The sequence below is a fragment of the Duganella sp. GW821-FHT07F09 genome (assembly GCF_059418705.1).
This window is the reverse complement of record NZ_JBWKQJ010000012.1, coordinates 176498-200112: the sequence shown is the minus strand read 5'-3', so window position 1 is coordinate 200112 and position 23615 is coordinate 176498. Positions and strand designations below refer to the sequence as shown.

Sequence of the window (23615 nt, the reverse complement as noted above, 5' to 3'; positions counted from 1 at the left end):
ACCAGTGACGAGAACGCAGTCAAAAAATATCAAAACAGGAATCAATATGTCATTACCTATTGTTCGATTAGGAGACTTCACTTCACATGGCGGCTCGGTGATCTCAGCATCTCCCACCCACAGAATCGGAGGCTTAGGCATCGCCCGGATGGGCGATCAAGTTAGCTGCCCCATACCTGGGCACGGTGTGAATATCATTCTCGAGGGAGCAACGACTTACTTAATTGCCGGACGCATGGTCGCTTTGCACGGGCATAAATGTGCGTGTGGTTGTGCTCTCATCTCAAGCCTAGCCACAGCAAGTTACGGTTAGGTCTTCTACAGTTTTCATAAACCGTTATATGAAATGAATTCCTATAAGGATTTCCTGGACCGTTTTTCGATGTTCAATAAAGAGCGTCTGGACGGCCTCAATGAAATGCATTTCAGTGGAATGACGCCGCAGGAAAGGAAGATGGCGTTTGATTACCTGCCGAGGCGTGTCGCAGAAGGTGGTTCTGCGGAGACGGTGAATGGTATTTTTACGGCAGATTTTGAACTAGCCTTGGCGCCCGTTGTTCATCTAATGGAAAATGGCGTATTGAATGGGGCCAGCAATGACAACACCAAGTAGTATGGGGAAGTTCGCGGCATCCGCAGCACGGTACCCCAAAGCGACAACGCCCATCCGAGGCGTCATCGCTAACTGTCAGAGTCAGCTCAGCTGATCCTCATACTTACCCAACCTGACCGCCGAACGCGGCGCCAACTCATGCGCGGCGGTAACAGTCATGCCCAGATCATGCAGCTTGCCGTCCTCGATACCATACACCCAGCCATGCACGGTCACTTCCTGGCCCCGGTCCCACGCATCCTGCAGAATGGTGGTCTGGCAGACATTCGACACCTGCTCCACCACATTGAGCTCCACCAGCCGTTTCGACCGCTCCTGGCTCGGCATCACATCACCCATGTAGCGCTCGTGCTTCTGGTTGACATCCTGCACGTGGCGCAGCCAGTTGTCGACCAGGCCAAAACGCTGGCCCGTCATCGCCGCGTGCACGCCCTTGCAGCCGTAGTGGCCGACGATGATCACATGCTTCACCTTCAGCACGTCGATCGCGAACTGCAGCACCGACAGCGCGTTCAGGTCCGAATGCACCACCACGTTGGCGATATTGCGGTGGACGAAAACGTCGCCCGGCGCAAGGCCCAGCAGCTCGTTCGCCGGCACGCGGCTGTCCGAACAACCGATCCACAGATATTCCGGCGCCGCCTGCGTGGCGAGGCGGTTGAAGAAATCCGGATCGCGTTCCACTTCCGATTCGGCCCATTTGCGGTTGTTTTCCAACAGGCCGCGCAACGGGGAATTGCTGATGTCTTGATCGCTCATGAATGCTCCTCTTGTACATAAGAAGACCGCCGAGCCGCCCAACAAATGGGCTGCACGGCGGTCCGATATTACGCGTCCTGTGTGACGACGGGGTTACACAAAACGGTTACTCAAAAAAGTCCTTCACCTTGTCGCGCCAGGTTTTGCTTTGCGGGCTGTGCTTGGCGCCGCCCTCGGTGGTCAGCTTCTCGAAGTCGCGCAGCATGTCCTTCTGCTTCTCGGTCAGCTTGACCGGGGTCTCGACCGCGACGTGGCAGAACAAGTCGCCCGCGAAGCCGGAACGCACGCCCTTGATGCCCTTGCCCTTGAGGCGGAAGGTCTTGCCCGACTGGGTGCCCTCGGGGATGGTGAACGATACTTTACCAGAGAGCGTCGGCACTTCGATCTCGCCACCCAGCGCCGCCTTGGCGAAGGAGATCGGCATCTCGCAATGCAGGTCGTCGCCCTCGCGCTGGAACACCGTGTGCGGCTTGATGTGGATCTCCACATACAAATCACCCGACGGTCCGCCGTTGGTGCCCGGTTCGCCGTTGCCGGAAGAGCGGATGCGCATGCCGTTGTCGATACCTACCGGGATCTTCACTTCCAGCGTCTTGTTACGCTTGATGCGGCCCTGGCCCGCGCACGCGGCGCATGGCTCGGGGATGATCTTGCCGGTGCCGTGGCATTTCGGGCAGGTCTGCTGGATGCTGAAGAAGCCCTGCTGCATGCGCACCTGGCCGTGGCCCGCGCACGTGGTGCAGGTGACCGGCGAGGTGCCCGGCTTGGCGCCGGAACCGTGGCAGGTGTCGCACTTGTCCCACGACGGCACGCGGATGGTCGTGTCGAAGCCGTGGGCCGCCTGCTCCAGCGTGATCTCCAGGTTGTAGCGCAGATCGGCGCCGCGATAGACCTGCGGGCCGGCGCCGCGGCCACGGCCGCCGCCACCGAAGATGTCGCCGAAGATGTCGCCGAAGGCGTCGCCGAAACCGCCTGCGCCGCCGCCAAAACCGCCACCGCCGCCCATGTTCGGATCGACGCCGGCGTGACCGTAACGGTCATACGCCTCGCGCTTCTCCGGATTGGTCAGCATCTCGTAGGCTTCTTTGACTTCCTTGAATTTTTCTTCCGACTCTTTGCTATCCGGATTGCGGTCCGGATGGTATTTCATCGCCAGTTTGCGATAGGACTTCTTGATCTCGTCTTCCGACGCGTTTTTTGCGACACCAAGTGTCTCGTAGAAATCACGCTTTGCCATTTTGTCGGGACCTTGCTGTATTTATACTGTGTGCTGATTACGCTAAAAAGCCGAGCCGGCACCGCTTACACGGCCGCTCGGCTCGGCGCTCGCCGCTTCGTAGGGGAAGCGGCGCTCTTGCGGACAATTTACTTGCTGTCTTTGACTTCTTTGAAGTCGGCGTCGACCACGTCGTCCTGTGGCTTGGCCTGCTCCGCACCGGCGCCCGGAGCACCCTGGCCAGCTTCGCCACCGCCGGCCGCAGCCTGCTGCGCCTGCATGTCGGCGTACATCTTCTCGCCCAGCTTCTGCGAAGCGGTCGACAGCGATGCGACCTTGGCGTCGATGTCGGCCTTGTCGCCCGACTTGATCGATGCTTCCAGTTCGGTGATCGCGGCTTCGATCTTCTCTTTCTCGCCCGCTTCCAGCTTGTCGCCGTATTCGGTCAGCGACTTGCGGGTCGAGTGCACCAGCGCGTCGGCCTGGTTGCGCGATTCGGCCAGCTCTTTCACTTTCTTGTCTTCTTCGGCGTTGACTTCGGCGTCCTTCACCATCTTCTGGATTTCCGCTTCGGTCAGGCCGGAGTTGGCCTTGATCGTGATCTTGTTCTCTTTGCCGGTGGCCTTGTCTTTCGCGCCGACGTGCAGAATGCCGTTGGCGTCGATGTCGAAGGTCACTTCGATCTGTGGCGTGCCGCGCGATGCCGGCGGGATGCCTTCCAGATTGAACTCGCCCAAGCCTTTGTTGCCGGCGGCGATTTCGCGCTCACCCTGATAGACCTTGATGGTCACGGCGGGCTGGTTGTCGTCGGCCGTCGAGAACACTTGCGAGAACTTGGTCGGAATCGTCGTGTTCTTGTGGATCATCTTGGTCATCACGCCGCCCAGGGTTTCGATACCCAGCGACAGAGGCGTCACGTCCAGCAGCAGCAAGTCCTTGCGCTCGCCCGACAGCACCGAGCCTTGAATGGCTGCGCCGACGGCGACCGCTTCGTCCGGATTCACATCCTTGCGCGGATCCTTGCCGAAGAACTCTTTGACCTTTTCCTGCACCTTCGGCATACGGGTCATACCGCCGACCAGGATGATGTCGTCGATGTCGGACACTTTGACGCCGGCGTCCTTGATCGCGATGCGGCATGGCTCGATGGTCGCGTTGATCAGTTCCTCGACCAGCGATTCCAGCTTGGCGCGGGTCATCTTCAGGGTCAGGTGGACCGGCGCGCCGTTGGCCATGGCGATGTACGGCTCGTTGATCTCGGTCTGCTGCGACGACGACAGTTCGATCTTCGCGCGCTCGGCCGAAGCCTTGATGCGCTGCAGGGCGATCGGATCTTTTTTCAGATCCAGGCCGTTGATCTTCTTGAATTCGTCGATGATGTAGTCGATGATGCGCTGGTCGAAGTCTTCGCCGCCCAGGAAGGTGTCGCCGTTGGTCGACAGCACTTCGAACTGCTTCTCGCCGTCCACGTCGGCGATTTCGATGATCGACACGTCGAACGTACCGCCGCCCAAGTCATACACGGCGATCTTGCGGTCGCCCTTGTCGGTCTTGTCCAGGCCGAAGGCCAGCGCGGCCGCGGTCGGCTCGTTGATGATGCGCTTGACGTCCAGGCCGGCGATACGGCCGGCGTCCTTGGTCGCCTGGCGCTGCGAGTCGTTGAAGTATGCCGGCACGGTGATGACCGCTTCGGTGACTTCTTCGCCGAGGTAGTCTTCGGCGGTTTTCTTCATCTTGCGCAGCACTTCGGCCGAGATTTGCGGCGGCGCCAGTTTCTTGTCGCGCACGCCGATCCATGCGTCGCCGTTGTCGGCTTTCATGATCGAGTAAGGCATCAGGCCGATGTCCTTCTGCACTTCTTTTTCGTCGAACTTACGGCCGATCAGACGCTTCACCGCGAACAGGGTGTTCTTCGGATTGGTCACTGCCTGACGCTTGGCCGGCGAGCCGACGAGAATTTCACCATCTTCTTGGTAAGCAATGATCGATGGCGTCGTGCGCGCGCCTTCGGCGTTTTCGATTACCTTTGGCTGACCATTTTCCATGATGGAAACGCAGGAATTTGTGGTTCCCAGATCGATACCGATAATTCTACCCATGATTTTTCTTCCTCTTTGCTAAGTTCAGATGGTACTAATATGTGGAAAAGCTGTATGTTTTCAAGTGCTTAAGTTCGGCTGACGGCGAAAATAAATTTCCGCCCCGGACATTACTTCGCTTGCGCGGCGGTCACGATGGCGGGACGCAGCAGGCGGTCCGCGATCATATAACCTTTTTGCAGCACGGAAACTACGGTGTTGGCTTCCTGGTCCGCCGGCACCACGGCAACGGCCTGGTGCTTGTTCGGATCGAGCTTCTCGCCCTGCGCCGGCTGGATCTCCAGCAGGCGGTTTTTCTCGAACGCGGCGGTCAGCTGCTTGAGCGTCATTTCCACGCCTTCCTTCAGCGACTCGATCGATGGCGACTCGACCTTCAGGGCCATCTCCAGGCTGTCCTTGACGGGCACCATGGCTTCGGCGAAGCTTTCAACCGCAAACTTATGCGCCTTGGCAACATCTTCCTGGGCCCGGCGGCGGATGTTCTCGCCGTCGGCCTTGGCGCGCATGAAGGCGTCATGCATTTCCGCCAGGCGCGCTTCGGTGCTGGCCAGCTGTTCTTCCAGGGAAGGCTGCTGGTCAGGAGTCGATGGCGCGGCCGGCTCGGCGGCCGCTTCCGGATTAGGTACTGCTTGATTTTCCTGATCTTGCATCTAAAGACTCCTACTATCGTATTTGTTTGACATTACTTTTGTTACCGCACTGGCTGCAAGTGGGGCGATATCCTATGTTTTCAAGGGTTATTCTGCCCACCGATTAGTCAGCTCCGGCGCGCGCCCGCGCCGCGCCTGGGCGACATCGGGCTGATCCAGCAGCTGGCTATTTTAACAGGCTGGCACTCACCGACCGCAAGTGCTGATTATGGCGGAACGGGGCGGGTGTGGTGTAGTTGTCACTTTTTCAGCGGTTTGGGGGGCTGCGCCCCGGCGCGGCCCTAGTCGGCGGCGCCCAGTTGCAAGGCGGCGGCGCGGCCGGTTTCGGCGTCCTTGCGGCGCTCCTCGTGCTGGGCGGGCGACATCTGGGTCGGCCAGCCGATCATGTGCTGCTCGGCGATCTCGCCCAGCGCGGCGATCCAGTCGGGCGACTCGTTCAGGCAGGGGATGTAGTGGAATTCTTTGCCGCCGGCCTGCTCGAAGTCGTGCCGCACCTCCATCGAGATTTCTTCCAGGGTCTCCAGGCAATCGCTGATGAAGCCGGGACACAGGATGTCGATGCGCTTGACACCGTCGCGCGCCAGCTGGGCGACGGTGGGCGCGGTGTACGGCTGCAACCACTCGGCCTTGCCGAAGCGCGACTGGAAAGTGACCATGTACTGCTCCGGCTTCAACTTCAACGCGGCGGCCAGCAGGCGTGCGGTCTTGAGGCACTCGCAGTGGTAGGGGTCGCCCAGCATCAAGGTACGCTTGGGCACGCCGTGGAAACTCAGCACCAGCTTGTCGGGACGGCCGTTGGCCTCCCAGTGGGTCAGCACCGAGTTCTGCAGGGCGCGGATATAAGCGTCGTGGTCGTGGTAGTTGCGCACGAAGCGCAGCTCGGGGATGTTGCGCACCGAGCCGTAGTGCTGGAACACGGCGTCGTAGATCGAGCCGGTGGTGGTGCCGGAATACTGCGGATAGGCCGGCAGCACCAGGATGCGCTCGCAGCCGTCGGCCTTGAGCTTGGCCAGCACCTCGGGGATCGACGGCGAGCCGTAGCGCATGGCCATGGCCACGGTCAGGTTCTCGTGGCCGCGCTCGCCGAGCGCGCCCAGCAGGTACATCGCCTGGGCGGCGGTGTGCACTTTCAGCGGCGAGCCCTCGCGGGTCCAGATGGTGGCGTACTTCTTGGCCGACTGGCCGGAGCGGAACGGCAGGATGATCAGGTTCAGGATGAACCACCAGACCGCGCGCGGGATTTCCACCACGCGCCGGTCCGACAGAAACTCCCTCAGGTAGCGGCGCACCGCCGAGCTGGTCGGCGCGTCGGGCGTGCCCAGGTTGACCAGCACGATCGCGCTGCGGCCGACGGTGCCGTGCTTATAGGGAGGTTCTTTGGAAAAGGTCATGGGGGCCGATGGCGGTTTGAATAGGACAGGCCGCCATTATAGATAAGAAACCCGCTGGGCTGTGTTGCCCGCCTCCCCTACCGTCTAAGCAATCCAGGGATTAATGACATGCACACCCACGGCTTCAAATGGCTTGGTATCCCGCGTGGCCACCGAGAACCCGTGGACGAACGCAATTGCCGCTATCTGGCCATCCGCGACCGAGACGGGACGGCCCAAAGCGCGTGCGCCGCACATCAATGAGGCAAAGCTTGCAGCCGCTGTGTTATCGAAAGAAAATATGCGAGGCCCGAACAATCTCGCCAATAAAACGCCCAGCCCAATATCCAGCGCCTTCTTGCGCTTGCCATCGGGAAGTAATTTAATGCCCAACAGAAGTTCGGAAAGGCTGATCGCCGTCAGGTAGAGCGTTTCAATCGGCTGCTGATCCAGCCATTGTTGAACGCGGACATCTCCATTTGGCTTCAGCGGCTCCGAAACGACGTTGGTATCCAGGATGATCATTCAACCTCTGCGGGCTCAGGCGGAGTTTGATCGCGCAGGTTTTTCAGATCGATGCCGCCGTGGAGCCGTCCAAAAGCGGCGAGTTCGGTTCCTGCCTTTAAACGCCGTCGTTCGGGTTTACCGCGCTCTTTGGGAAGGTCTGGCCGGTCGCGCTGCGGTTCACGCGGTGGTTTGGGATCGGTATCTGAGCTCATGTCGTCACCTCTCTAGCAAGTGCATATGATAGCGCGTTCCTCATTGAGAAAAGTCATCTTGAATTGAGTTACCTCAATCGGTATGGTGAATGCATTGCCCTCGCAAGCTAGTCGAAAAACCTGCACGGTCGAGCGCCACGATAGCTCCCGATCTGCCGCTCTCCCCTTATCGCCGCAGCGTCAGCCCGCCCTCCACCACGACGGTGCGATCGGCGCCGGCCAGCGGCCGCGCCGGCTCGTTGTCGTAATCGACCACTTCGGCGCCGGTGGCGGCGTCGGCATGCGTTACCCGCAGCCGCAGGCGGTCCAGCCCCGCGCCCTGCACGGCGCCGCCATCGACGGCTTCGAGCACGAAACGATAGCCCGCCCGGCCATCGAGCCGACCCGTGCCGGCCACCTGCACACGCCCCTCGCCGGTCAGGGTGGCGCGCGTCACCGACTCGCTGCGGAAGTGGAAGGGGCCTGAGAACCAGGCCACGGGCGGGCCGGCGGCGGCGCCGTCGGCGGGCGCCGTTCCGTCCAGCGGGGCCCATAGCGCGAACCGCAACGGCGCCTGTTGACGCCCGTGGCGCCCGCGCCCGGCCGGCGCCACGCCGCCGGCCAGCGCGCCCGCGCCGCTGAGCGCGGCCAGTCCGGGCGCATCGACGTAGACGTGGCGCCGCAACTCGGTGGCGCGCCCGCCCGAATCGGTGACCACCACCGTGACGGTGTACACCCCCGCCGCGCAGAACCGGTGCCGCAGCCGCACCTGGCCATACCCGCCGGCCTCGGCGACCGTCGGCACCGGCGACGCGCAGCCGTCGGTCCACATCGCGCTGGCCCTGTGGGTTTGCGCCCGGGCGTTGTCGACGAAGTTGACCGTCAGCGCCAGTTCCCGGCCCAGTTCGACCACGGTCGGCAGGCCGGCGATCGGGCCCAGCACCGGCGCATCGGTGCCGCGCAGGCCGGGGCGCAGCATGACCAACCCGGCGTTCGAGTTCGCCAGGATCGTGCCGCCGTCATTGATCGCCAGCGCCTCCAGCAACTCCAGGCCGGCCGGCGCCCGGTACAGGCGCGTGTTCAGGTCGACCGGCATGGCGGTGAACGACGGCCAGCGCACCGCGCGCCGGCCCTCGCCCGTCGCGCGCAAGGTCATGCCCGCGATCTCGCCGCGCTCGTTGATATCGGCCGCGTGGCTGAACAGGCTCGCGTCGACCGGCAACCGCACCAACCCGCGCCCCAGGGTCCACTGGAACGCCTTGCGCTGTCCGCCCGTCTCGGCGCTGCCGACCAGCTCGCCACGATTGTTCAGGTCGCCGAGACGGTAGTCGACGCCGGCGGCTATCCGCAGCGTGCCCGTGGCCCGGCTCCAGAACAAACCATCGAAGTTGGCGAAAGGCATGTCGGCAATGATGCCGGCCACTTCGTTGCGGTCGTTGATGCGCAAGCCGTACCCCAAGCCGCCCGGGGTCGGTGTCAGGTCGGTCTGGGCGCCCGCCCGGTCCCACAAGACGGCGTGCGGCAAGGTATCTTCGCTGGCGCCGCTGGTGAAGCCGGTCGCGTAGCCGACCAGGTTGATGGCGTTGGCTTGGGCGTACGGCGCCAGCGGCGGGCCGAGCTGGGTGACGCTGCCGTCCGGATTCCAGCGCACCGCGCGCGAGGCGACGTCGGCACCCGACACCTGGCCGACGATCTCGCTGCGGTTGTTGACGTCCCGCGCCGCCGACGGCGGCGGTCCCGGCAGCGCGCGCATGCCGCCGGCCGGCGTCCAGGCGTAGGCCTGCGGACCGGTCTCGGCCGGCCCGGTCGAGGCGCCCACCACCATGCCGCGGTTGTTCAATCCGAGCACCGACGTAAACCCGCCGCCGAGCGAGCCGATGGGCCGGATGCGGTCGCCGTCGAAGAAGCGACTGCTAGTGTTGGGGAAATCTTCGTCGGTGAACGCCGCCTGGCCGCGCTCGTTGAGCAGCGCCGCGGTCGGCTCCGGTCCCAGGTTGATCACGGTGTAGAGGCCGGCGTGCATCTGGCCCGCCTGGTTGTTTTTCGGCTCGGCCGGCGTGGTTTGCGCGCCGGCCCAGAACGGCAGCGACGCGAGCAACGCCGCCACTAACGCGGCGCGCCGGCGCGTGCCGATGCCGCACATCGATGGAGTGTGCATGATGGATTTTCCTTGCAAAAGATTAGCGCAAGCGGGCGCCTGCGCCGACGGGACCGGCTCGCGTGGAACAAGCGCGCCGGTCGCCACACCCTCGATGCCGCTAACGGCGCACCGTCAGCCCGCCCTGCGCGACGGCGGCGCGGTCGGCGCCGGCGGCCGCGCCCGGCGTGCCGTTGTCGTAGTCGACCACCTCGGCGCCGCTGGCGGTGTCGAGGTGCGTCACCCGCACCCGCAGCCGGTCGGCGGCGGCGTTCCCCGCACCGCCATCGACCGCCTCCAGGACGAAGCGGTAGCCGTCCCGGCCGTTGAGCCGGCCCGTGCCCTCCACCCGGGCCTGGGCGTCGGTCGATGTCGCCAGCGTTACCGTCTCGCCCTGGAACTGGAACGGACCGGAGAAGCGGACCACCGGCTTGCCGGCGGCGGCCGCCTCGCCCAGCGGCGCCCACAGCGCAAAGCGAAGCGCGGTGCTCCGATCCCCGGCCCCGGCCGCCGCCGCACCGGCCAGCGTGCCTTGGCCGGCGAGCGCGGGCGCGGCGAACGGCACGACCAGGAAGTTGCGCCAGATTTCGGTGGAGCGCCCGCCCGAATCGGTGACCAACACCTTGACGGTGTGATAGCCCCCCGCGCAGAAATTATGTTGCAGCCGTAGCTGGCCGATGCCGCCGCCTGAGCCGACCGTGGTCGACGACGACGGGCAACCGTCCGTCCAGACCGCGCTGGCCGTGTGCGTTTGCGCGGTGTTACTGTCTGAGAAATTGAGCGTCATCGTCGGATCCTGGCCGAGGTCCACCACCGCCGGCAGGCCGATGATGGGGCCGAGCACGGGCGCGTCGGTGCCGCGCCGGCCGGGGCGCAGCAAGACCAGGCCGGCGTTCGAGTCCGCCAGGATGTCGCCGCGTTCGTTGATGCGGTAGGCCGCCCGCAATTCCAGGCCCGCCGGCGCCCGGTACAGTTGCGTGTTCAAGTCGATCGGCACGGCGGTGTACGACGGCCACAGCGCCGCGCGCCAGGGGGCGCCCTCGGCCGCGGCGGTCGCGCCGACGATCTCGCCCCGGTCGTTGATGTCGTACGCCTGGCTGATGGTGGCTAAGCCGAGCGGCAACGGCACGATGCCGCGCCGCAAGGTCCAATAGAAGCCCCGGGGCCGGCCGGCGATCTCGGCGCTGGCGACGATCTCGCCCCGGTTGTTGATGTCGCCCAGTCCGAATCCGGGGCCGGCATCGATGCGCACGGTCCCGGTCTCACGACTCCAGAAAAAACCCTCGATGCGGCCGGTGGCCGGGTAGTTGAACACGCCGGCCACTTCGTTACGTTCGTTGATGCGCAGGCCGAATCCGTCCCCGCCGTCGAACGGGCCCAGGTCGGTCTGGGCGCCGCTCCGGTCCCAGAACGTGGCATGGGCGTGGATGTCGCCGTTGGCCACCGTCGTGTAGCCGGTCGAGGCACCACGGTTGTTGATGGCGGTTCCTTCCGATACCGAGGCGGGGAGCGGCCCCAACAATGTCGTGCTGCCGTCCGGATTCCAGCGGATGGCGCGCGCGGGCACGTCGGGCGCCGAGACCCAGCCGACGATCTCGTTGCGCTCGTTGATGTCGAGCGCGGCCGACGGCACGGCGCCGGGCAGCAAGCGGATGCCGCCGGCCAGCGTCCAGGAGAACGCTCGCGGGTCCATCTCCGTCTCGCTCCTCGTGGAGCCCACCACCACGCCACGGTCGTTCAATCCGGACACAAACGTGAAGCCGCCCGCCGTCGGGCCGATCGGCCAGATGCGCTCGCCGTCGAAGAAGCGGCTGACGGTATCGGGGGCGTTGAAGCCGGTGAACGCCACCTGGCCGCGCTCGTTGAGCACGGCGTTGGCCAGCTCCGGCCCCAGGTTGATCACCGTGTAGAGGCTGGCGCGCTGCTGGTCGATGGGCTTGGCTTGCGGCTCGGCCGCCCACGACGGCAGCGACGTGAACAAGACGGCGATGGCGGCGGCGATGAAGCGGCGGTGCGCTCCGGTGCTGCGGATCGATTGAAGTTGCATGATGGCTTCTCCTTGCAAGAAGATGCGCGCAAGCAGGCGCTTGCACTGCGGCCACACGGATCGCGTCGGGAACGCGTCTCCGGTGCTGCCTTCAACTCTAGGCGCACGCGGCGGGGCGGCGCTGACGAGGCGCAAACGTACCGGCGACAGCGGTGCCGGTCTTTAGGGCAAGGTTGGGAAGAAGAATCTCGTAGGGCGGATTAGGCGGAACGCCGTAATCCGCCATCTATGCGCCGCCGACGGCTCGGAGATGGCCGATTACGCTTCGCTAATCCGCCCTACGTGATTTAGAAGTAGGCAGAAGTTACCGGAATCAGGAGGCGAGCAGCTCGCGCGCGTGCTTGCGCGTGGTGGCGGTGATCTCCAGGCCGCCCAGCATGCGCGCCACTTCCTCCACTCGCGCCTTGGCGTCGAGCACGTCGATGCGCGAGGCGGTCTTGCCGTTGTCCAAAGTTCCTTTGGCGACCTGGAAGTGCTGGCCGGCCTGGCTGGCCACTTGCGGCAGGTGCGTGACGCACAGCACTTGCCGCTCCTGCCCCAGGCGGCGCAGCAGGCGGCCGACCACTTCGGCCACGCCGCCGCCGATGCCGCTGTCGACCTCGTCGAAGATCAAGGTCGGCGTGGTCGTGGCGTTGGACGTGATGACGGAAATGGCCAGCGAGATGCGCGCCAGTTCGCCGCCCGACGCCACCTTGGCCAGCGGCCGCGCGGCCACGCCGGCGTGCCCGGCCACCAGGAACTCGACCTGCTCCAGGCCGTGCGCGCTCGGCTCGCCGGCGTTGAGCGCGACCTCGAAACGCCCGCCCGTCATGTTCAGTTCCTGCATCGCCTTGGTGACCGCCTCGCCCAGCTGGCGCGCGGCCTGCGCGCGCGTGGCGCTCAGGCGCCCGGCCACGTCCATGTAGGCCGCCTTGAGTTTTTCCTCCTGCTTGCGCAGGCCCTCGATGTCGCTGGCGTCGGCGATTTGCGTCAGGCGCTCGGCCAGTTTCGCGTGCTCCGCCGGCAGATCTTCTTCGGTGACGCGGAACTTGCGCGCGGCCGAATGGATCGCCTCCATCCTCGACTCCACCTGGCGCAGCCGCTCCGGGTCCAGGTCGACGCGGTCGAGGTAATCGTTGATCGCGTACACCGCCTCCTGCAGCTGGATGCGCGCCGGCTCGATCAGGTCGACGATGGCCTGCAGGCCGGTGTCGATGTTGGCCAGCTTGCCGAGTTTTTGGTTGAGCGACGACAGCTGCGACAGGATAGGATGGTCCTCCGATTCCGACAGCGCCGCCAGCGCCTCCTGCGCGCCTTCGAGCAGGCTGGCGGCGTGCGACAGGCGACTCTGCTCATTGGTCACCTCGGCCCATTCGCCCGGTTTGACGGCCAGTTTTTCGAGCTCGTTGACCTGCCACTCCAGGCGTTCGCGCTCATACAGCACGTTGGCGGCGTTGGTTTCGAATTCCTGCAGCTGTTTGGCCAGCGCGCGCCAGGCCTTGTGGCTGGCCGCAACCGCCTTGACGTCGGCGCCCGCGCCGGCCTGGCCGTCGAGCAGCAGGCGCTGCGCCTCGGTTTTCATCAGCGACTGGTGCGCGTGCTGGCCGTGGATGTCGACCAGCATGTCGCCCAGCTCGCGCAGCTGCGAGGCGGTGGCGGCGATGCCGTTGATGTAGGCCTTGCTGCGGCCGGCGTTGTCGATCACGCGGCGCAGCAGCGCGCCGCCCTCCTCCACCGAGAACTCGTTGGCGGCGAGCCAGTCGCGCGCCTGCTCGCTGACGGCGAAATCGGCCGTGATGTCGGCCTTGGCCGCGCCCTCGCGCACCACGCTGGCGTCGCCGCGACCGCCCAGCGCCAGGGTCAGCGCGTCGATCAGGATCGATTTGCCGGCCCCGGTCTCGCCGGTGAAGACGGTGAAGCCGGGGGAAAATTCCAGTTCTATCGAGTCGACGATGACGAAATCACGGATGGACAGGGTACGGAGCATGGATGCCTGGAGAATGGTTAATTGAGTTTGCCTTCGCCCGACGGATACTCGTTCCAGTGGAGCTTTTCGCGCAGCGTGTTGAAGTAGTTCCAGCCCTCCGGATGCAGGAAGGTGATCGCGTGCGGCGAGCGCTGGATCACGATCTGGTCCTGCGTTTGCAGGCTGGCGAAGGTTTGCATGTCGAAGTTCACGCTGCAATCGCGCCCGCGCACGATCTCGATGACGATCTGGCTCGACTCGGGCAGCACGATGGGCCGGTTCGACAGCGCGTGCGGCGCGATCGGCACCAGCACCACGCCGCCCAGGCTCGGATGCAGCAGCGGGCCGCCGGCCGACAGCGCGTACGCGGTGGAACCGGTCGGGGTGGAGATGATCAGGCCATCGGAGCGCTGGTTGTACATGAAGTGGCCGTCGACGTCGACCCGCAATTCGGCCATGCCGGCGCCGGCGCCGCGCGCGACGACGACGTCGTTGACGGCCAGGCCGAAGTGGATGTCCTTGCCGTCGCGGCGCACCCGCCCCTCGAGCAGGGTGCGGCGTTCGGCCTTGTAGCTGCCGCCGAGGATCTTGGCCAGCACGTCGAGCATGCCCTCGAGCGGGATGTCGGTCATGAAGCCGAGGCGTCCCTGGTTGATGCCGATCAGCGGCACGTCGAAGGGGGCCAACTGGCGCGCGATGCCGAGCATGGTGCCGTCGCCGCCCATGACGATGGCGGCGTCGCATTCGGCGCCGATCTCGCTGGCGCTCATCACGCGCACGCCTTCGAAGCCGCCCGTCAGGTGCTCGGCGGTCTGCTCCTCGAACACCACCGTGCGTCCGCCCCGGCGCAGGAAGTCGACCACGCTGCCCACCGAGTCGGCGATGCCGTCGGTGTTGGGGCGCACGGCCAGTGCTATGGTTTGAAAATCGGCGTGCGTGGCGGTCATAAAAGTCTCGGCAAAAAGGTGGGATCGACGACACGCAGCAGGGTAACCCATAACGCCGGCTTCTGCCATCACCCGTCGGCCCACCCGTTACTGTACGTTTAGACAGTATTTTCCGCAGTATAGTGTGCGGGCCGCCAGACTGCAAGCACCGGCCCGCATTTGAACCGCTGCCGTCTCAATGCAAAGTCATGATGCCGCTGGCCGCGCTCAGCGCGCTCGCGACGAAGATGCAGATCATGAAGGACACCATCAACACCGCCCACCGCCAGAAAGTGCCGAAGCGGCTGCGGTGGTAGACCCGCCGCATCGCCCACGGCAGATAGAGCAGCAGCCAGCACCACAGCAGGAACTGGATGATGCCGACGCTCACCAGCAGCATGACGCAAAAGACGAAATAGGCGAAGGCGTTGGTGTGCAGCGCGAACAGCACGTGTTCACCGAAGCGCCGCCCCGATCCCAGGTACAAGACCTTGAGGAACAGCGCGAACACCGGCATCAGGCAGAAAATCGCGTACGGCGCGTATTTATAGAAGGCGTCGGCGAACACCTTTTGCTGCCGCTCCTGCGGCAGCGCGTCGAACGCGTGCCATTGGCGGCTCAGGCGCGGCCAACCGCTGAGCATGTCGTCGATCTGTTCGGGGCCGAATTGCTTGTCCGATTTGGCCGGCTTGTTTTCCTTCACCTCGGGCACCCCGGCCTTGAGATCCTGTTCCATGGCGGCGATGGCCGCCTCGGCCGCCGACTTGCTTTTCACCAAGTCGGCATCGGCCACGGTGGCCGGAGCGGACGCCACTGCGGCCTCGGGCCTCGCCGCCTTCTCCTCCAGCACCGGCTCGAAACCGCCGGTGAACTTGAGCACCGCGAAAAACAGCAGGCTCAGCGTGAGATAGATGCGCAGCGGCTGCACGAAGCGCACGCGGCGTCCACGGATGTATTCGTTGGTCAGCGCGCCCGGGCGGAACAGCAGGCGCGACATCGTGCCCCACAGCTTGCCCTCGATCGCCACGTAATGCCCGATGAACTCGTGCAGGAATTCGCGGGTGCTGGCGTGGTGCAGGTGGGCCTCCTGGCCGCAATTGGCGCAAAACGCGCCGGTGAGCACCGCCTCGCAGTTGGGGCAACGGCCGGCCGGCGCGTGGCTGTCCGGGAGGGAATGTGCGGCAGTGCTCATGCGATCAATCCTGGTGGAGGAAAAGTAGACTAAATGATAAACGAGTTCCCGCCGATGTTGTCGAAATTCAATCTAGCGACCGACGGAAAACCAACTCGCTAATATCGTTACAACAACGACACGAGGGAGAACATGATGAAGGACAAACAAATCAACACCGACGCCAAAGTAAAAAACGATGGCCAGGATCGCCTGCCGCACGAGCGCGACGAGTCGCCCGACGACCAGGACATCGAACCGCGTACCGTTGGGAAACAGGCCGCCGCCGACGTCGACAGCGGCATGGTCGACACCGACGCGCGCAACAAACCTGGTGTCGAGCATATCAAGACGCCGGTGCCGCGCGACGCCACGGCGCGGCCGCAACCGCACACCAAACGTGATTAAAGGGCGACCAAACCAGCGTCCGCTCCACACAACCAATATAACAATTCAAGTCATCAGGGTCACAACATCATCATGAAAAACACCACCGCAAGCGCACTTCTGATCCTCGGCGCCGTGCTGGCGCCCCAAGTGGCGCTGGCGCAAAGCGCCTCCTACCCGGTCGGCTACGGCCCCAACCCGGCGCTACCGGAGCCAAACAAATCGCTGATCCCCACCGTCAACGTCGCCCCGGTGGACCGCTGGACCGCGCAGGAAACCCCGCAGCCGGCCGCCGGCTTCGCCGTCACCGCCTACGCGCGCGGGCTCGACCATCCGCGCTGGGTCTACACCCTGCCCAACGGCGACGTGCTGGTGGCCGAAACCAACGCCCCGCCCAAGCCGGACGACAGCAAGGGCATCAAGGGCGCCGTCATGAAGCACCAGATGAAAAAGGCCGGTGCCGTGACCGAGTCGGCCAACCGCATCACCCTGCTGCGCGGACTCGACGCCAAGGGCGTGGCGCAGACCCGCACGGTCTTCCTCAAGGGCTTGAATTCGCCGTTCGGCATGGCGCTGGTCGGCAACAACCTGTACGTGGCCAACAGCGACGCCATCGTGCGCTTCCCGTACAAGGAAGGCGAAACCAGCATCACCGCGCCCGGCGTCAAGGTCATGGACTTGCCGGCCGGCACCTTGAACCACCACTGGACCAAGAACATCATCGCCAGCCCGGACGGCAAATTCCTGTACGCGACGGTCGGCTCGAACAGCAACGTCGGCGAAAACGGCATGGACGTCGAGGAAGGCCGCGCCGCGATCTGGGAGCTGGACCTGGCCACCAACAAGTCGCGCCTGTTCGCCACCGGCCTGCGCAATCCCAACGGCATGGGCTGGGAGCCGCAAACCAAAACCCTGTGGACCGCCGTCAACGAGCGTGACGAACTGGGCAACGACCTGGTGCCCGACTATATGACGTCGGTCAAGGACGGCGGCTTCTACGGCTGGCCGTACAGCTACTTCGGCCAGAAGGTCGACGCCCGCGTCAAGCCGCCCAAGCCGGAGCTGGTGGCCAAGGCCATCGCGCCCGACTACGCGCTGGGCGGCCACACGGCTTCGCTGGGGCTGGCATTCTACGAGGCCAAGCTGTTCCCGCAGAGCTACCAGGGCGGCGTCTTCATCGGCCAGCACGGCTCGTGGAACCGCAAGCCGCACAGCGGCTACAAGGTGGTGTTCGTGCCGTTCAGCGGCGGCAAGCCGTCGGGGCCGCCGCAGGACTTCCTGTCCGGCTTCCTCGACAAGGACGGCAAGGCGCAGGGCCGGCCGGTGGGCGTGGCGGTCGACAAGGCCGGCGCGCTGCTGGTGGCCGACGACGTGGGCAACATCATCTGGCGCGTGGCGCCGGCCGCCGCCAAAACGGCGGCGCGCTAGCGGGCGGCGTCAGTGTGCGGAAGCGAACGGACTCGGCCGCACACTGCCGCCATGATGACACTCCCATCGACAGACCAACACACGGAGAACATCATGAGCAACGAACGCGCAGGATCGGCAGTATGGAGCGGCGGCCTCAAGGACGGCGCCGGTAAGATCTCCACCGAGAGCGGCGCCATGGATGGCGTGCAATACGGCTTCCACACCCGCTTCGAGGACGGCCCCGGCACCAATCCGGAAGAGTTGATCGGCGCGGCCCACGCCGGCTGCTTCACGATGGCGCTGTCCGGCATCCTGGCCGAGGCCGGCATCACGGCCAAGCATCTGGCGACCACGGCGACGGTCACGCTGGACAAGGTCGACGGCAGCTTCGCCATCACCAAGGTGCACCTGAACCTGGTGGCCACGATACCCGGCGCCGACCAGAAGAAATTCGACGAGGCGGCCCTCAAGGCCAAGCTGAACTGCCCGGTGTCGAAGCTGCTCAACGCCGAGATCACGCTCGACGCGCAATTGCAGGGCTGACGCCGGGGCAAGCAGGGATGCGGCAAAACGCATAGAATCCCGGTTTCTCACTTCACCAACGAAAGACCACGATGCGTATTTTGCACACCATGCTGCGAGTCGGCGACCTTCAGCGCTCGATCGATTTTTACACCAAAGTGCTGGGCATGAAGCTGCTGCGCACCAGTGACAACCCGGAGTACAAGTACACGCTGGCGTTCCTGGGCTACGGTTCCAATCCCGACCATGCCGAGCTGGAGCTGACGTACAACTACGGCACCACCAGCTACGACATGGGCAACGCCTACGGCCACATCGCCATCTCGGCCGACGACATCTACGCGGCGGCGGCGGCGGTGCGCGCCAACGGCGGCACCGTCACCCGTGAGCCGGGCCCGGTCAAGGGCGGCTCGACGGTGATCGCCTTCGTCACCGACCCGGACGGCTACAAGATCGAATTGATCGAGCGCAGTTTCGACGGCCAGGGCGCGGGGTTATAACTGCGCCTCAGGTGCCGCTGAGCCGCAAGTGATGTGCGCTTGCCGCGAACTCCGGATGCGCACACAGTCTGACTGGGCTTGATGGCTTTAGCGGGAGCGGGTTTTTCGGATCCCGCTCGAACAACACAACGGCCACGCTGTCATTCACACCGACGGATTCAGTAATTGAATGTCGAGAGGCAGCTTGGAAAAATTTGCGCCAGGCGGCAGCAGCCTGGCCACAATTAGCGCTCCCTGAAAGCCGCCGCCGCAATCAACACATCGCCCAGCCGGCCTTTCTTGAGCGCCTCAAGCGGCGTGGCAGCCCCAAGATACGTCGATTTGCTTGTAAAGAAGTGATATCTGGACGCTGCCGGCACGTCCCCCAGTACTTTCGCAACCTTTTCGAGGTCACGCCGGTGTAGATCGCCATCGGCATAGAATGCCGGGTAGTAGTTTTCGCCGGCAGGGCCGAGGAGTGCGAACATGCGGCGCGCCTTTACTGCCTCATTGATTGATTGCCTGCTAATGCCCAAGGCTTCCTGAAACTCTTTTGGCGGCAGCAGCTCCTTGCACTCGATACGCCGCTGGCACACTGCGGCAGCCTCCCGGCGCAACTTCGCCATTATCTCCGCGTTTGCCTGCTGTTGCTCCGCAGTCGGTTCTACCGACTCTTTTCGCCCTCCGGCTAAGACGCTGCGAACGATCGAATCTTCATTTTTAGCGGTTTTCTCTTCCGCTACCGACGTTTTCAGCTTACCGCGTCCGCGCGCGTTGTTCAGACTCCCGGTATTTTCGCTAAGCTCGAGCACGCGTGCCGAAATCTGTTCCAGGATATGACTCACGGCGGCAACTTCATCCGCCGGAGCGCCCTGTAGAGCTTTCAACGAAGCATCCAACTGTTTGGACTTCAGTTTCAGTTTACTGCCTGTAGATGGGGAGGCGAACAGGCCGGCCAGTTGCTCGAAAAGGCTCGTCGGGTATGCGGAGGACACAGATGCTTTTTTGAGGACCGTAGAAGACATGGCTATTCCTCCAATAGAGCATGAAGTATATGCAGGCATGTCAGGCAGGTCAAGCTTGTCAAGGTGGTGGTTGTGCGCGTTCAAGCACTCCAAAGGTCCTTCCGACGTTCGTCCCGCAACTTCGCCGAATCGGTAGACAAGAAAAAGCCGCCCAATCCCACTGAGCGGCTCAGCCGGCGAACCGGCATTTTCAAAGAGATGGGGAGGTTTAACGCGCCAACAACGCGTTGACCGGCGCCAGATCCTCTTCCTTCAACGTGCCGGCGGCCGACTTCAGGCGCAGGCCGTTCATGATGGTGTCGTAGCGCGCCCGCGACAGGTCGCGCTGGGTCGCGTACAGCTGGCGCTGCGCGTTCAGCACGTCGATGTTGATCCGCACGCCGACCTGGTAGCCGAGCTTGTTCGAATCGAGCGACGACTTGCTCGACAATTCCGCCGCCTCCAGCGCCTTGACCTGGGCCAGGCCGCTGTTCATGCCGAGGAAGGCCTGGCGCGCGTTTTGCGACGCCAGCCGTTTGGTCGATTCCAGGTCGTTGCGCGCTTTATCTTCCAGCGCGATGGTTTCGCGCACCTTGCTGGTGATGCCGAAGCCGTTGAAGATCGGAATGTTCCAGGTCACGCCGATGGCGTTGCCCTTCTGCGTGCCGGACGCGGTCTGGCTGGTGTGCTGGGTCTGGGCGATCAGGTTCGCGGTCGGCAAGTGGTTGGCGCGGTTGCGCGAGATTTCGCGCTTGGCGATCTCCAGCGACAGCTGGGCCGAGATGACGGCGAAGTTCTGGCCTTCGGCCGAGCTGATCCACGGATCGACGGCGGCCGGCTCCGGCGCTGCGATGGTCACGCCGACGCGCAGCGGCGCCAGTTCACCCGGCGCCTGGCCGATGATCACCTGCAGCGCGGTGCGCTTGTTGTCCAGATCGTTGATGGCGGCGAACTCCTGCGCCACCACCAGATCGTAGGCCGCCTGCGCCTCGTGGGTATCGGTGATGGTCTGAGTGCCGACCTCGAAGTTGCGCTTGGCCGAGGCCAGCTGCTCGGTGGTCGCTACCTTCTGCGCCTGGGTCGAGGTCAGGTTGTCCTGCGCCGTCAGCACGTCGAAATAAGCTTGCGCCACGCGGGTGATCAAGTCCAGGCGCGCCTGGGCGAACGTGGCCTCGGCCTGCGCCTGCGACAACTTGCTCTGCTGATACGTCTGCCACAGGCCCCAGTTGAACAGCGGCTGCGACAGCGCCACGGTATAGGTGTTGGAATGGAAATCCGTGTTGCGCTTGTTGGCGACGACCGGCACGCCGCCGATGACGTCCACCTGGCCGACATTGAACGGCGTGAAGTCGCCCGTGTTGCGGGTGTTCGAACCATTGGCGCTGATGGTCGGCAGCAGGCCGGAGCGCCCTTGCGTGATCCGCTCGCGACCAGCTTCAACCGAAGAGCGGGCGCTGGCGTACGTGGCGTCGTTCGCGAGCGCTTGCTGATAGACTTGAAGAAGATCGGCCGCCTGTGCGTTGAGCGTCAAAAAGGCGCTGGTGATCAGCACGGCGATAAGGGGTCTCTGCATTGCATTCTCCGTTGGAGTCGTCAAAAAAGTTGATCAAATCAAAAACACTGCCACCCTGGCGCCGCGCCTGCCGCGTCGATCGCCGCTAGTACTTCGGCATCGCCGGGTCCACCTGCAAGGCCCACGCGTGGATGCCGCCGGTCAGGTTGACCGTCTTGCCGAAGCCGTTACGCTCCAGGAAGGCGGCCACCTGCAGGCTGCGCGCGCCGTGGTGGCAGATGCAGACGATCTCGGCGTCCTCATCGAGGTCGTCGATGCGCGCCGGTATCGTGTTCATCGGGATCTGCACCGCGCCGTCGATGCGGCAAGTCTCGAATTCCCAATTCTCGCGCACGTCCAGCAACACCGGCTTGGGACGCGCCTGGTCGGCCAGCCACGCGGCCAGTTCCGGAGCGGTAATATGCTGCATACGCCGCCCGTCGCTTAAAACTGGAACGCCGACGGCGTCGTCGCCGAGGCCAGCGGCTTGACGCTGGTCTCGAACAAGGTGCGCGTGTCGTAGCCGGCTTCGCCGGTACGGGTAATCAATTGCGCCTTCATCGCCGGCGCCTGGCCGATGATGACGGCCAGGCGTCCGCCCACCTTCAACTGCTGCAACAGCGACTCCGGCAGCACCGGCAGCGAACCCGACACGACGATCACGTCATACGGGGCGCCGTTCGGCCAGCCCTGCGCGCCGTTGCCCAGCTCGACCTTCACATTGGTCACGCCGTTGTCGGCCAAATTCTTTTCCGCCAGCGCATTCAGTTCCGGCGAGATTTCCACCGTCGTCACGTGGCGGCCCTTGTGCGCCAGCAGCGCGGCCATGTAGCCGGAACCGGTGCCGATCTCGAGCACGTTCTCGTGCTTTTTCAGGTTCACATCCTGCAGCAGGCGCGCCTCGATCTTAGGCATCAGCATCGATTCGCCGCCTGGCAGCGGGATCTCGGCGTCGACGAAGGCCAGCGCCTTGTGCGCGGCGGGTACGAAATTCTCACGTTTAACCACGTGCAACAGCTCCAGAACGTCCGGGTCGAGGACGTCCCAAGGACGGATTTGCTGTTCGATCATGTTGAAACGGGCTTGTTCGATATTCATCTTATGACTCGGTCGGGATTAAATAATCCGTCATTTTATCGTTGAACTGGCATGGAGGCACATATTAACGAGTTGACGGCCATATCGCGGAAAATTGCGACAGTCTGCAGTTTAAGGGGGATGAACCTACCAAATTGGCAACTTGGACGGAAAACGCCACGGGGCCGCTCACGGGGCGACCGCTTCCAGCCCGCCCAAGGTGGTGCCGATGAAGGTGTCCATGAAGGCGCGCGGATCGATCGCCGGCATCTCGCAGGCCGGCATGAAGGAGTTGGTCCACATCATCAACATCATCACCGGAGCGATCAAGACCGGCGTCATGACGGCCGGATCGACCGGCCGGAACTCGCCCCGGCCGATGCCGCGCACCAGCACGCTGGTGATCAGGTCGCTGCCGCGCTTGACCACCTCTTCGTTGTAAAACTTGGCAAGTTCGGGGAAATTGTGGCCTTCGGAGAGCATCAGCTTCGTAATGCCCGCCAGGTGGGTGGTGCAGATCTCGTCCCACCAGGCCATCAGGATGGTGCGCAGCAGCTCACCGCTGTGGCCTTCGAACACGGCCGCGTCCTGCTCGGCCTCGCCGATGGCTTGCACGATGTTCTCGCGCACAACGGCCTTGAACAGCTCTTCCTTGTTGGTGAAATACAGGTACAGGGTGCCCTTGGACACGCCGGCGCGCTTGGCCACGTCTTCAAGACGGGTGGCGGCATAGCCACGTTCGACGAACTGCTCCAGTGCGGCGGCCAGCAACTCCTGCGGCCGCGCGTCCTTGCGCCGCTCCCAGCGTGGCTTGGTGTCTTGAGAGGCTTGCATGGGTGGTTTTCATTTAACTTACTTATAAGTCATTAATATAAGCGCAAGGGTCCGCAGCGTCAAGCGGGCTTGGGCTGATAGTCACGATTGATGTTGCTGAGGAAACCTTAGATCAGGCAAAAACGCGGTCGGAAACGGCAAACGTATTTCTTGATCGACAGGGATACTGAGTGCTGGATCAACCAGTAACTCAACAGGAAACACTATGAACAACCTCATTGCACGCACAGTCCTCGGAGTCGCCATCGCGTTCGCCACGGCCACGGGACAGGCGCAGGAAGCGCAGCCAGCTTCGGCCGCTTCAGCCAAGGCGACGGCGCGCGCCTACCTCATCGGTAATTACGTGATCCGTGACCAGGCGATGTTCCAGCGGTACCTGGATGCCGCCAACGCGCTTGCCCCGAAGTACGCCGTCAAGGTCATCGTCTTCGATAACAACACGCGCAAGCTTGAGGGGAACGCGCAGGCGGTGACTGTCATCGCCGAGTTTCCCAACATGGCCGAGGCCGAGCGCTTCTACTATTCCGCCGAGTACACCGAGGCAAAGAAGTTGCGTGTCGGATCGACCGAAGGCTTGGTCGTGCTGGCCGAAGGGTTGAGTCCAGCCGGGAAACCCCATTAAGATTCAATCGGATGGCCACGACTGCCACCGGACACAGCGGCGCTCGGGATAACCCGACCACCGCTGTGCTCACCGCGTACCGGCTAAGGCAACCGGC

Annotated in this window: 24 protein-coding genes; 7 read left to right on the top strand and 17 right to left on the bottom strand. The window is 63.8% G+C overall.

Annotated features, from left to right (window positions below; all coding sequences use genetic code 11):
• Positions 1-46: 46 nt before the first annotated feature.
• Complete coding sequence (locus tag AC07P1_RS27790; RefSeq protein WP_494698879.1) at positions 47-313, top strand: PAAR domain-containing protein; 267 nt, start codon at positions 47-49, stop codon at positions 311-313.
• Between the two features lie 33 nt (positions 314-346).
• Entirely contained in the window at positions 347-613 is a 267-nt protein-coding gene (locus AC07P1_RS27785; RefSeq protein WP_494698878.1) for a hypothetical protein, read from the top strand.
• Positions 614-694: 81 nt separating this feature from the next.
• Here the strand turns inward: AC07P1_RS27785 and can are convergent, their stop codons facing one another.
• From can to AC07P1_RS27725, 12 genes are all read right to left on the bottom strand, one after another.
• The gene (can, locus tag AC07P1_RS27780; RefSeq protein WP_494698877.1) at positions 695-1372 is read right to left on the bottom strand and encodes a carbonate dehydratase; all 678 of its coding nucleotides are present in this window, start codon (positions 1370-1372) and stop codon (positions 695-697) included.
• 106 nt (positions 1373-1478) lie between these two features.
• The gene (gene dnaJ / locus AC07P1_RS27775; RefSeq protein WP_090325230.1) at positions 1479-2609 is read right to left on the bottom strand and encodes a molecular chaperone DnaJ; all 1131 of its coding nucleotides are present in this window, start codon (positions 2607-2609) and stop codon (positions 1479-1481) included.
• Between the two features lie 128 nt (positions 2610-2737).
• On the bottom strand, positions 2738-4687 hold the full coding sequence (gene dnaK / locus AC07P1_RS27770; protein WP_494698876.1) for a molecular chaperone DnaK: 1950 nt from the start codon (positions 4685-4687) through the stop codon (positions 2738-2740).
• 110 nt (positions 4688-4797) lie between these two features.
• The gene (gene grpE / locus AC07P1_RS27765) at positions 4798-5337 is read right to left on the bottom strand and encodes a nucleotide exchange factor GrpE (RefSeq protein ID WP_494698875.1); all 540 of its coding nucleotides are present in this window, start codon (positions 5335-5337) and stop codon (positions 4798-4800) included.
• Positions 5338-5618: 281 nt separating this feature from the next.
• Positions 5619-6728: a ferrochelatase gene (gene hemH / locus AC07P1_RS27760; protein WP_494698874.1), complete on the bottom strand. Its 1110-nt coding sequence runs from the start codon at positions 6726-6728 to the stop codon at positions 5619-5621.
• A gap of 84 nt (positions 6729-6812) precedes the next feature.
• Positions 6813-7232, bottom strand: a complete 420-nt coding sequence (locus AC07P1_RS27755) for a type II toxin-antitoxin system VapC family toxin (protein ID WP_494698873.1) — start codon at positions 7230-7232, stop codon at positions 6813-6815.
• Complete coding sequence (locus AC07P1_RS27750) at positions 7229-7426, bottom strand: hypothetical protein (protein ID WP_494698872.1); 198 nt, start codon at positions 7424-7426, stop codon at positions 7229-7231. The genes AC07P1_RS27755 and AC07P1_RS27750 overlap by 4 nt, the downstream gene beginning before the upstream one ends.
• 166 nt (positions 7427-7592) lie before the next feature.
• Complete coding sequence (locus AC07P1_RS27745) at positions 7593-9563, bottom strand: hypothetical protein (RefSeq protein ID WP_494698871.1); 1971 nt, start codon at positions 9561-9563, stop codon at positions 7593-7595.
• 100 nt (positions 9564-9663) lie between these two features.
• Complete coding sequence (locus tag AC07P1_RS27740; protein WP_494698870.1) at positions 9664-11589, bottom strand: hypothetical protein; 1926 nt, start codon at positions 11587-11589, stop codon at positions 9664-9666.
• A 313-nt stretch (positions 11590-11902) separates the two neighbouring features.
• Positions 11903-13555 carry a DNA repair protein RecN gene (gene recN, locus AC07P1_RS27735; RefSeq protein WP_494698869.1) on the bottom strand — a complete coding sequence of 551 codons (1653 nt, stop codon included), beginning with the start codon at positions 13553-13555 and terminating at the stop codon, positions 11903-11905.
• A gap of 17 nt (positions 13556-13572) precedes the next feature.
• On the bottom strand, positions 13573-14481 hold the full coding sequence (locus AC07P1_RS27730) for an NAD kinase (RefSeq protein WP_494698868.1): 909 nt from the start codon (positions 14479-14481) through the stop codon (positions 13573-13575).
• A gap of 175 nt (positions 14482-14656) precedes the next feature.
• Positions 14657-15652, bottom strand: coding sequence for a DUF3667 domain-containing protein (locus tag AC07P1_RS27725; RefSeq protein WP_494698867.1), 996 nt, complete (start codon positions 15650-15652; stop codon positions 14657-14659).
• Positions 15653-15787: 135 nt separating this feature from the next.
• Here AC07P1_RS27725 and AC07P1_RS27720 point away from each other — a divergent pair, with 135 nt between their 5' ends.
• The 4 genes from AC07P1_RS27720 (at position 15788) to gloA (ending at position 18450) form a co-directional block, all read left to right on the top strand.
• Positions 15788-16039 (top strand): hypothetical protein, encoded by a 252-nt coding sequence (locus AC07P1_RS27720; RefSeq protein WP_494698866.1) that lies wholly within the window; start codon positions 15788-15790, stop codon positions 16037-16039.
• Positions 16040-16111: 72 nt separating this feature from the next.
• On the top strand, positions 16112-17446 hold the full coding sequence (locus AC07P1_RS27715) for a PQQ-dependent sugar dehydrogenase (RefSeq protein WP_494698865.1): 1335 nt from the start codon (positions 16112-16114) through the stop codon (positions 17444-17446).
• 93 nt (positions 17447-17539) lie between these two features.
• Positions 17540-17971: an OsmC family protein gene (locus tag AC07P1_RS27710; protein WP_494698864.1), complete on the top strand. Its 432-nt coding sequence runs from the start codon at positions 17540-17542 to the stop codon at positions 17969-17971.
• A gap of 71 nt (positions 17972-18042) precedes the next feature.
• Entirely contained in the window at positions 18043-18450 is a 408-nt protein-coding gene (gloA, locus tag AC07P1_RS27705; protein ID WP_330923657.1) for a lactoylglutathione lyase, read from the top strand.
• 224 nt (positions 18451-18674) lie between these two features.
• Here gloA and AC07P1_RS27700 read toward each other — a convergent pair whose 3' ends face one another.
• The 5 genes from AC07P1_RS27700 to AC07P1_RS27680 all read right to left on the bottom strand — a co-directional run bounded on the left by AC07P1_RS27700 (position 18675) and on the right by AC07P1_RS27680 (position 22896).
• Positions 18675-19454, bottom strand: a complete 780-nt coding sequence (locus tag AC07P1_RS27700) for a hypothetical protein (protein ID WP_494698863.1) — start codon at positions 19452-19454, stop codon at positions 18675-18677.
• 208 nt (positions 19455-19662) lie between these two features.
• Positions 19663-21006 carry a TolC family outer membrane protein gene (locus tag AC07P1_RS27695; RefSeq protein ID WP_494698862.1) on the bottom strand — a complete coding sequence of 448 codons (1344 nt, stop codon included), beginning with the start codon at positions 21004-21006 and terminating at the stop codon, positions 19663-19665.
• 85 nt (positions 21007-21091) lie between these two features.
• Positions 21092-21415 (bottom strand): rhodanese-like domain-containing protein, encoded by a 324-nt coding sequence (locus AC07P1_RS27690; protein WP_494698861.1) that lies wholly within the window; start codon positions 21413-21415, stop codon positions 21092-21094.
• Between the two features lie 14 nt (positions 21416-21429).
• Positions 21430-22083: a protein-L-isoaspartate O-methyltransferase family protein gene (locus tag AC07P1_RS27685; RefSeq protein ID WP_494698860.1), complete on the bottom strand. Its 654-nt coding sequence runs from the start codon at positions 22081-22083 to the stop codon at positions 21430-21432.
• A 168-nt stretch (positions 22084-22251) separates the two neighbouring features.
• Positions 22252-22896: a TetR/AcrR family transcriptional regulator gene (locus tag AC07P1_RS27680; RefSeq protein ID WP_494698859.1), complete on the bottom strand. Its 645-nt coding sequence runs from the start codon at positions 22894-22896 to the stop codon at positions 22252-22254.
• 205 nt (positions 22897-23101) lie between these two features.
• On the opposite strand from AC07P1_RS27680, the gene AC07P1_RS27675 reads away from it, so the two are divergent.
• Positions 23102-23518, top strand: a complete 417-nt coding sequence (locus AC07P1_RS27675) for a DUF1330 domain-containing protein (protein ID WP_494698858.1) — start codon at positions 23102-23104, stop codon at positions 23516-23518.
• Positions 23519-23615: the final 97 nt, after the last annotated feature.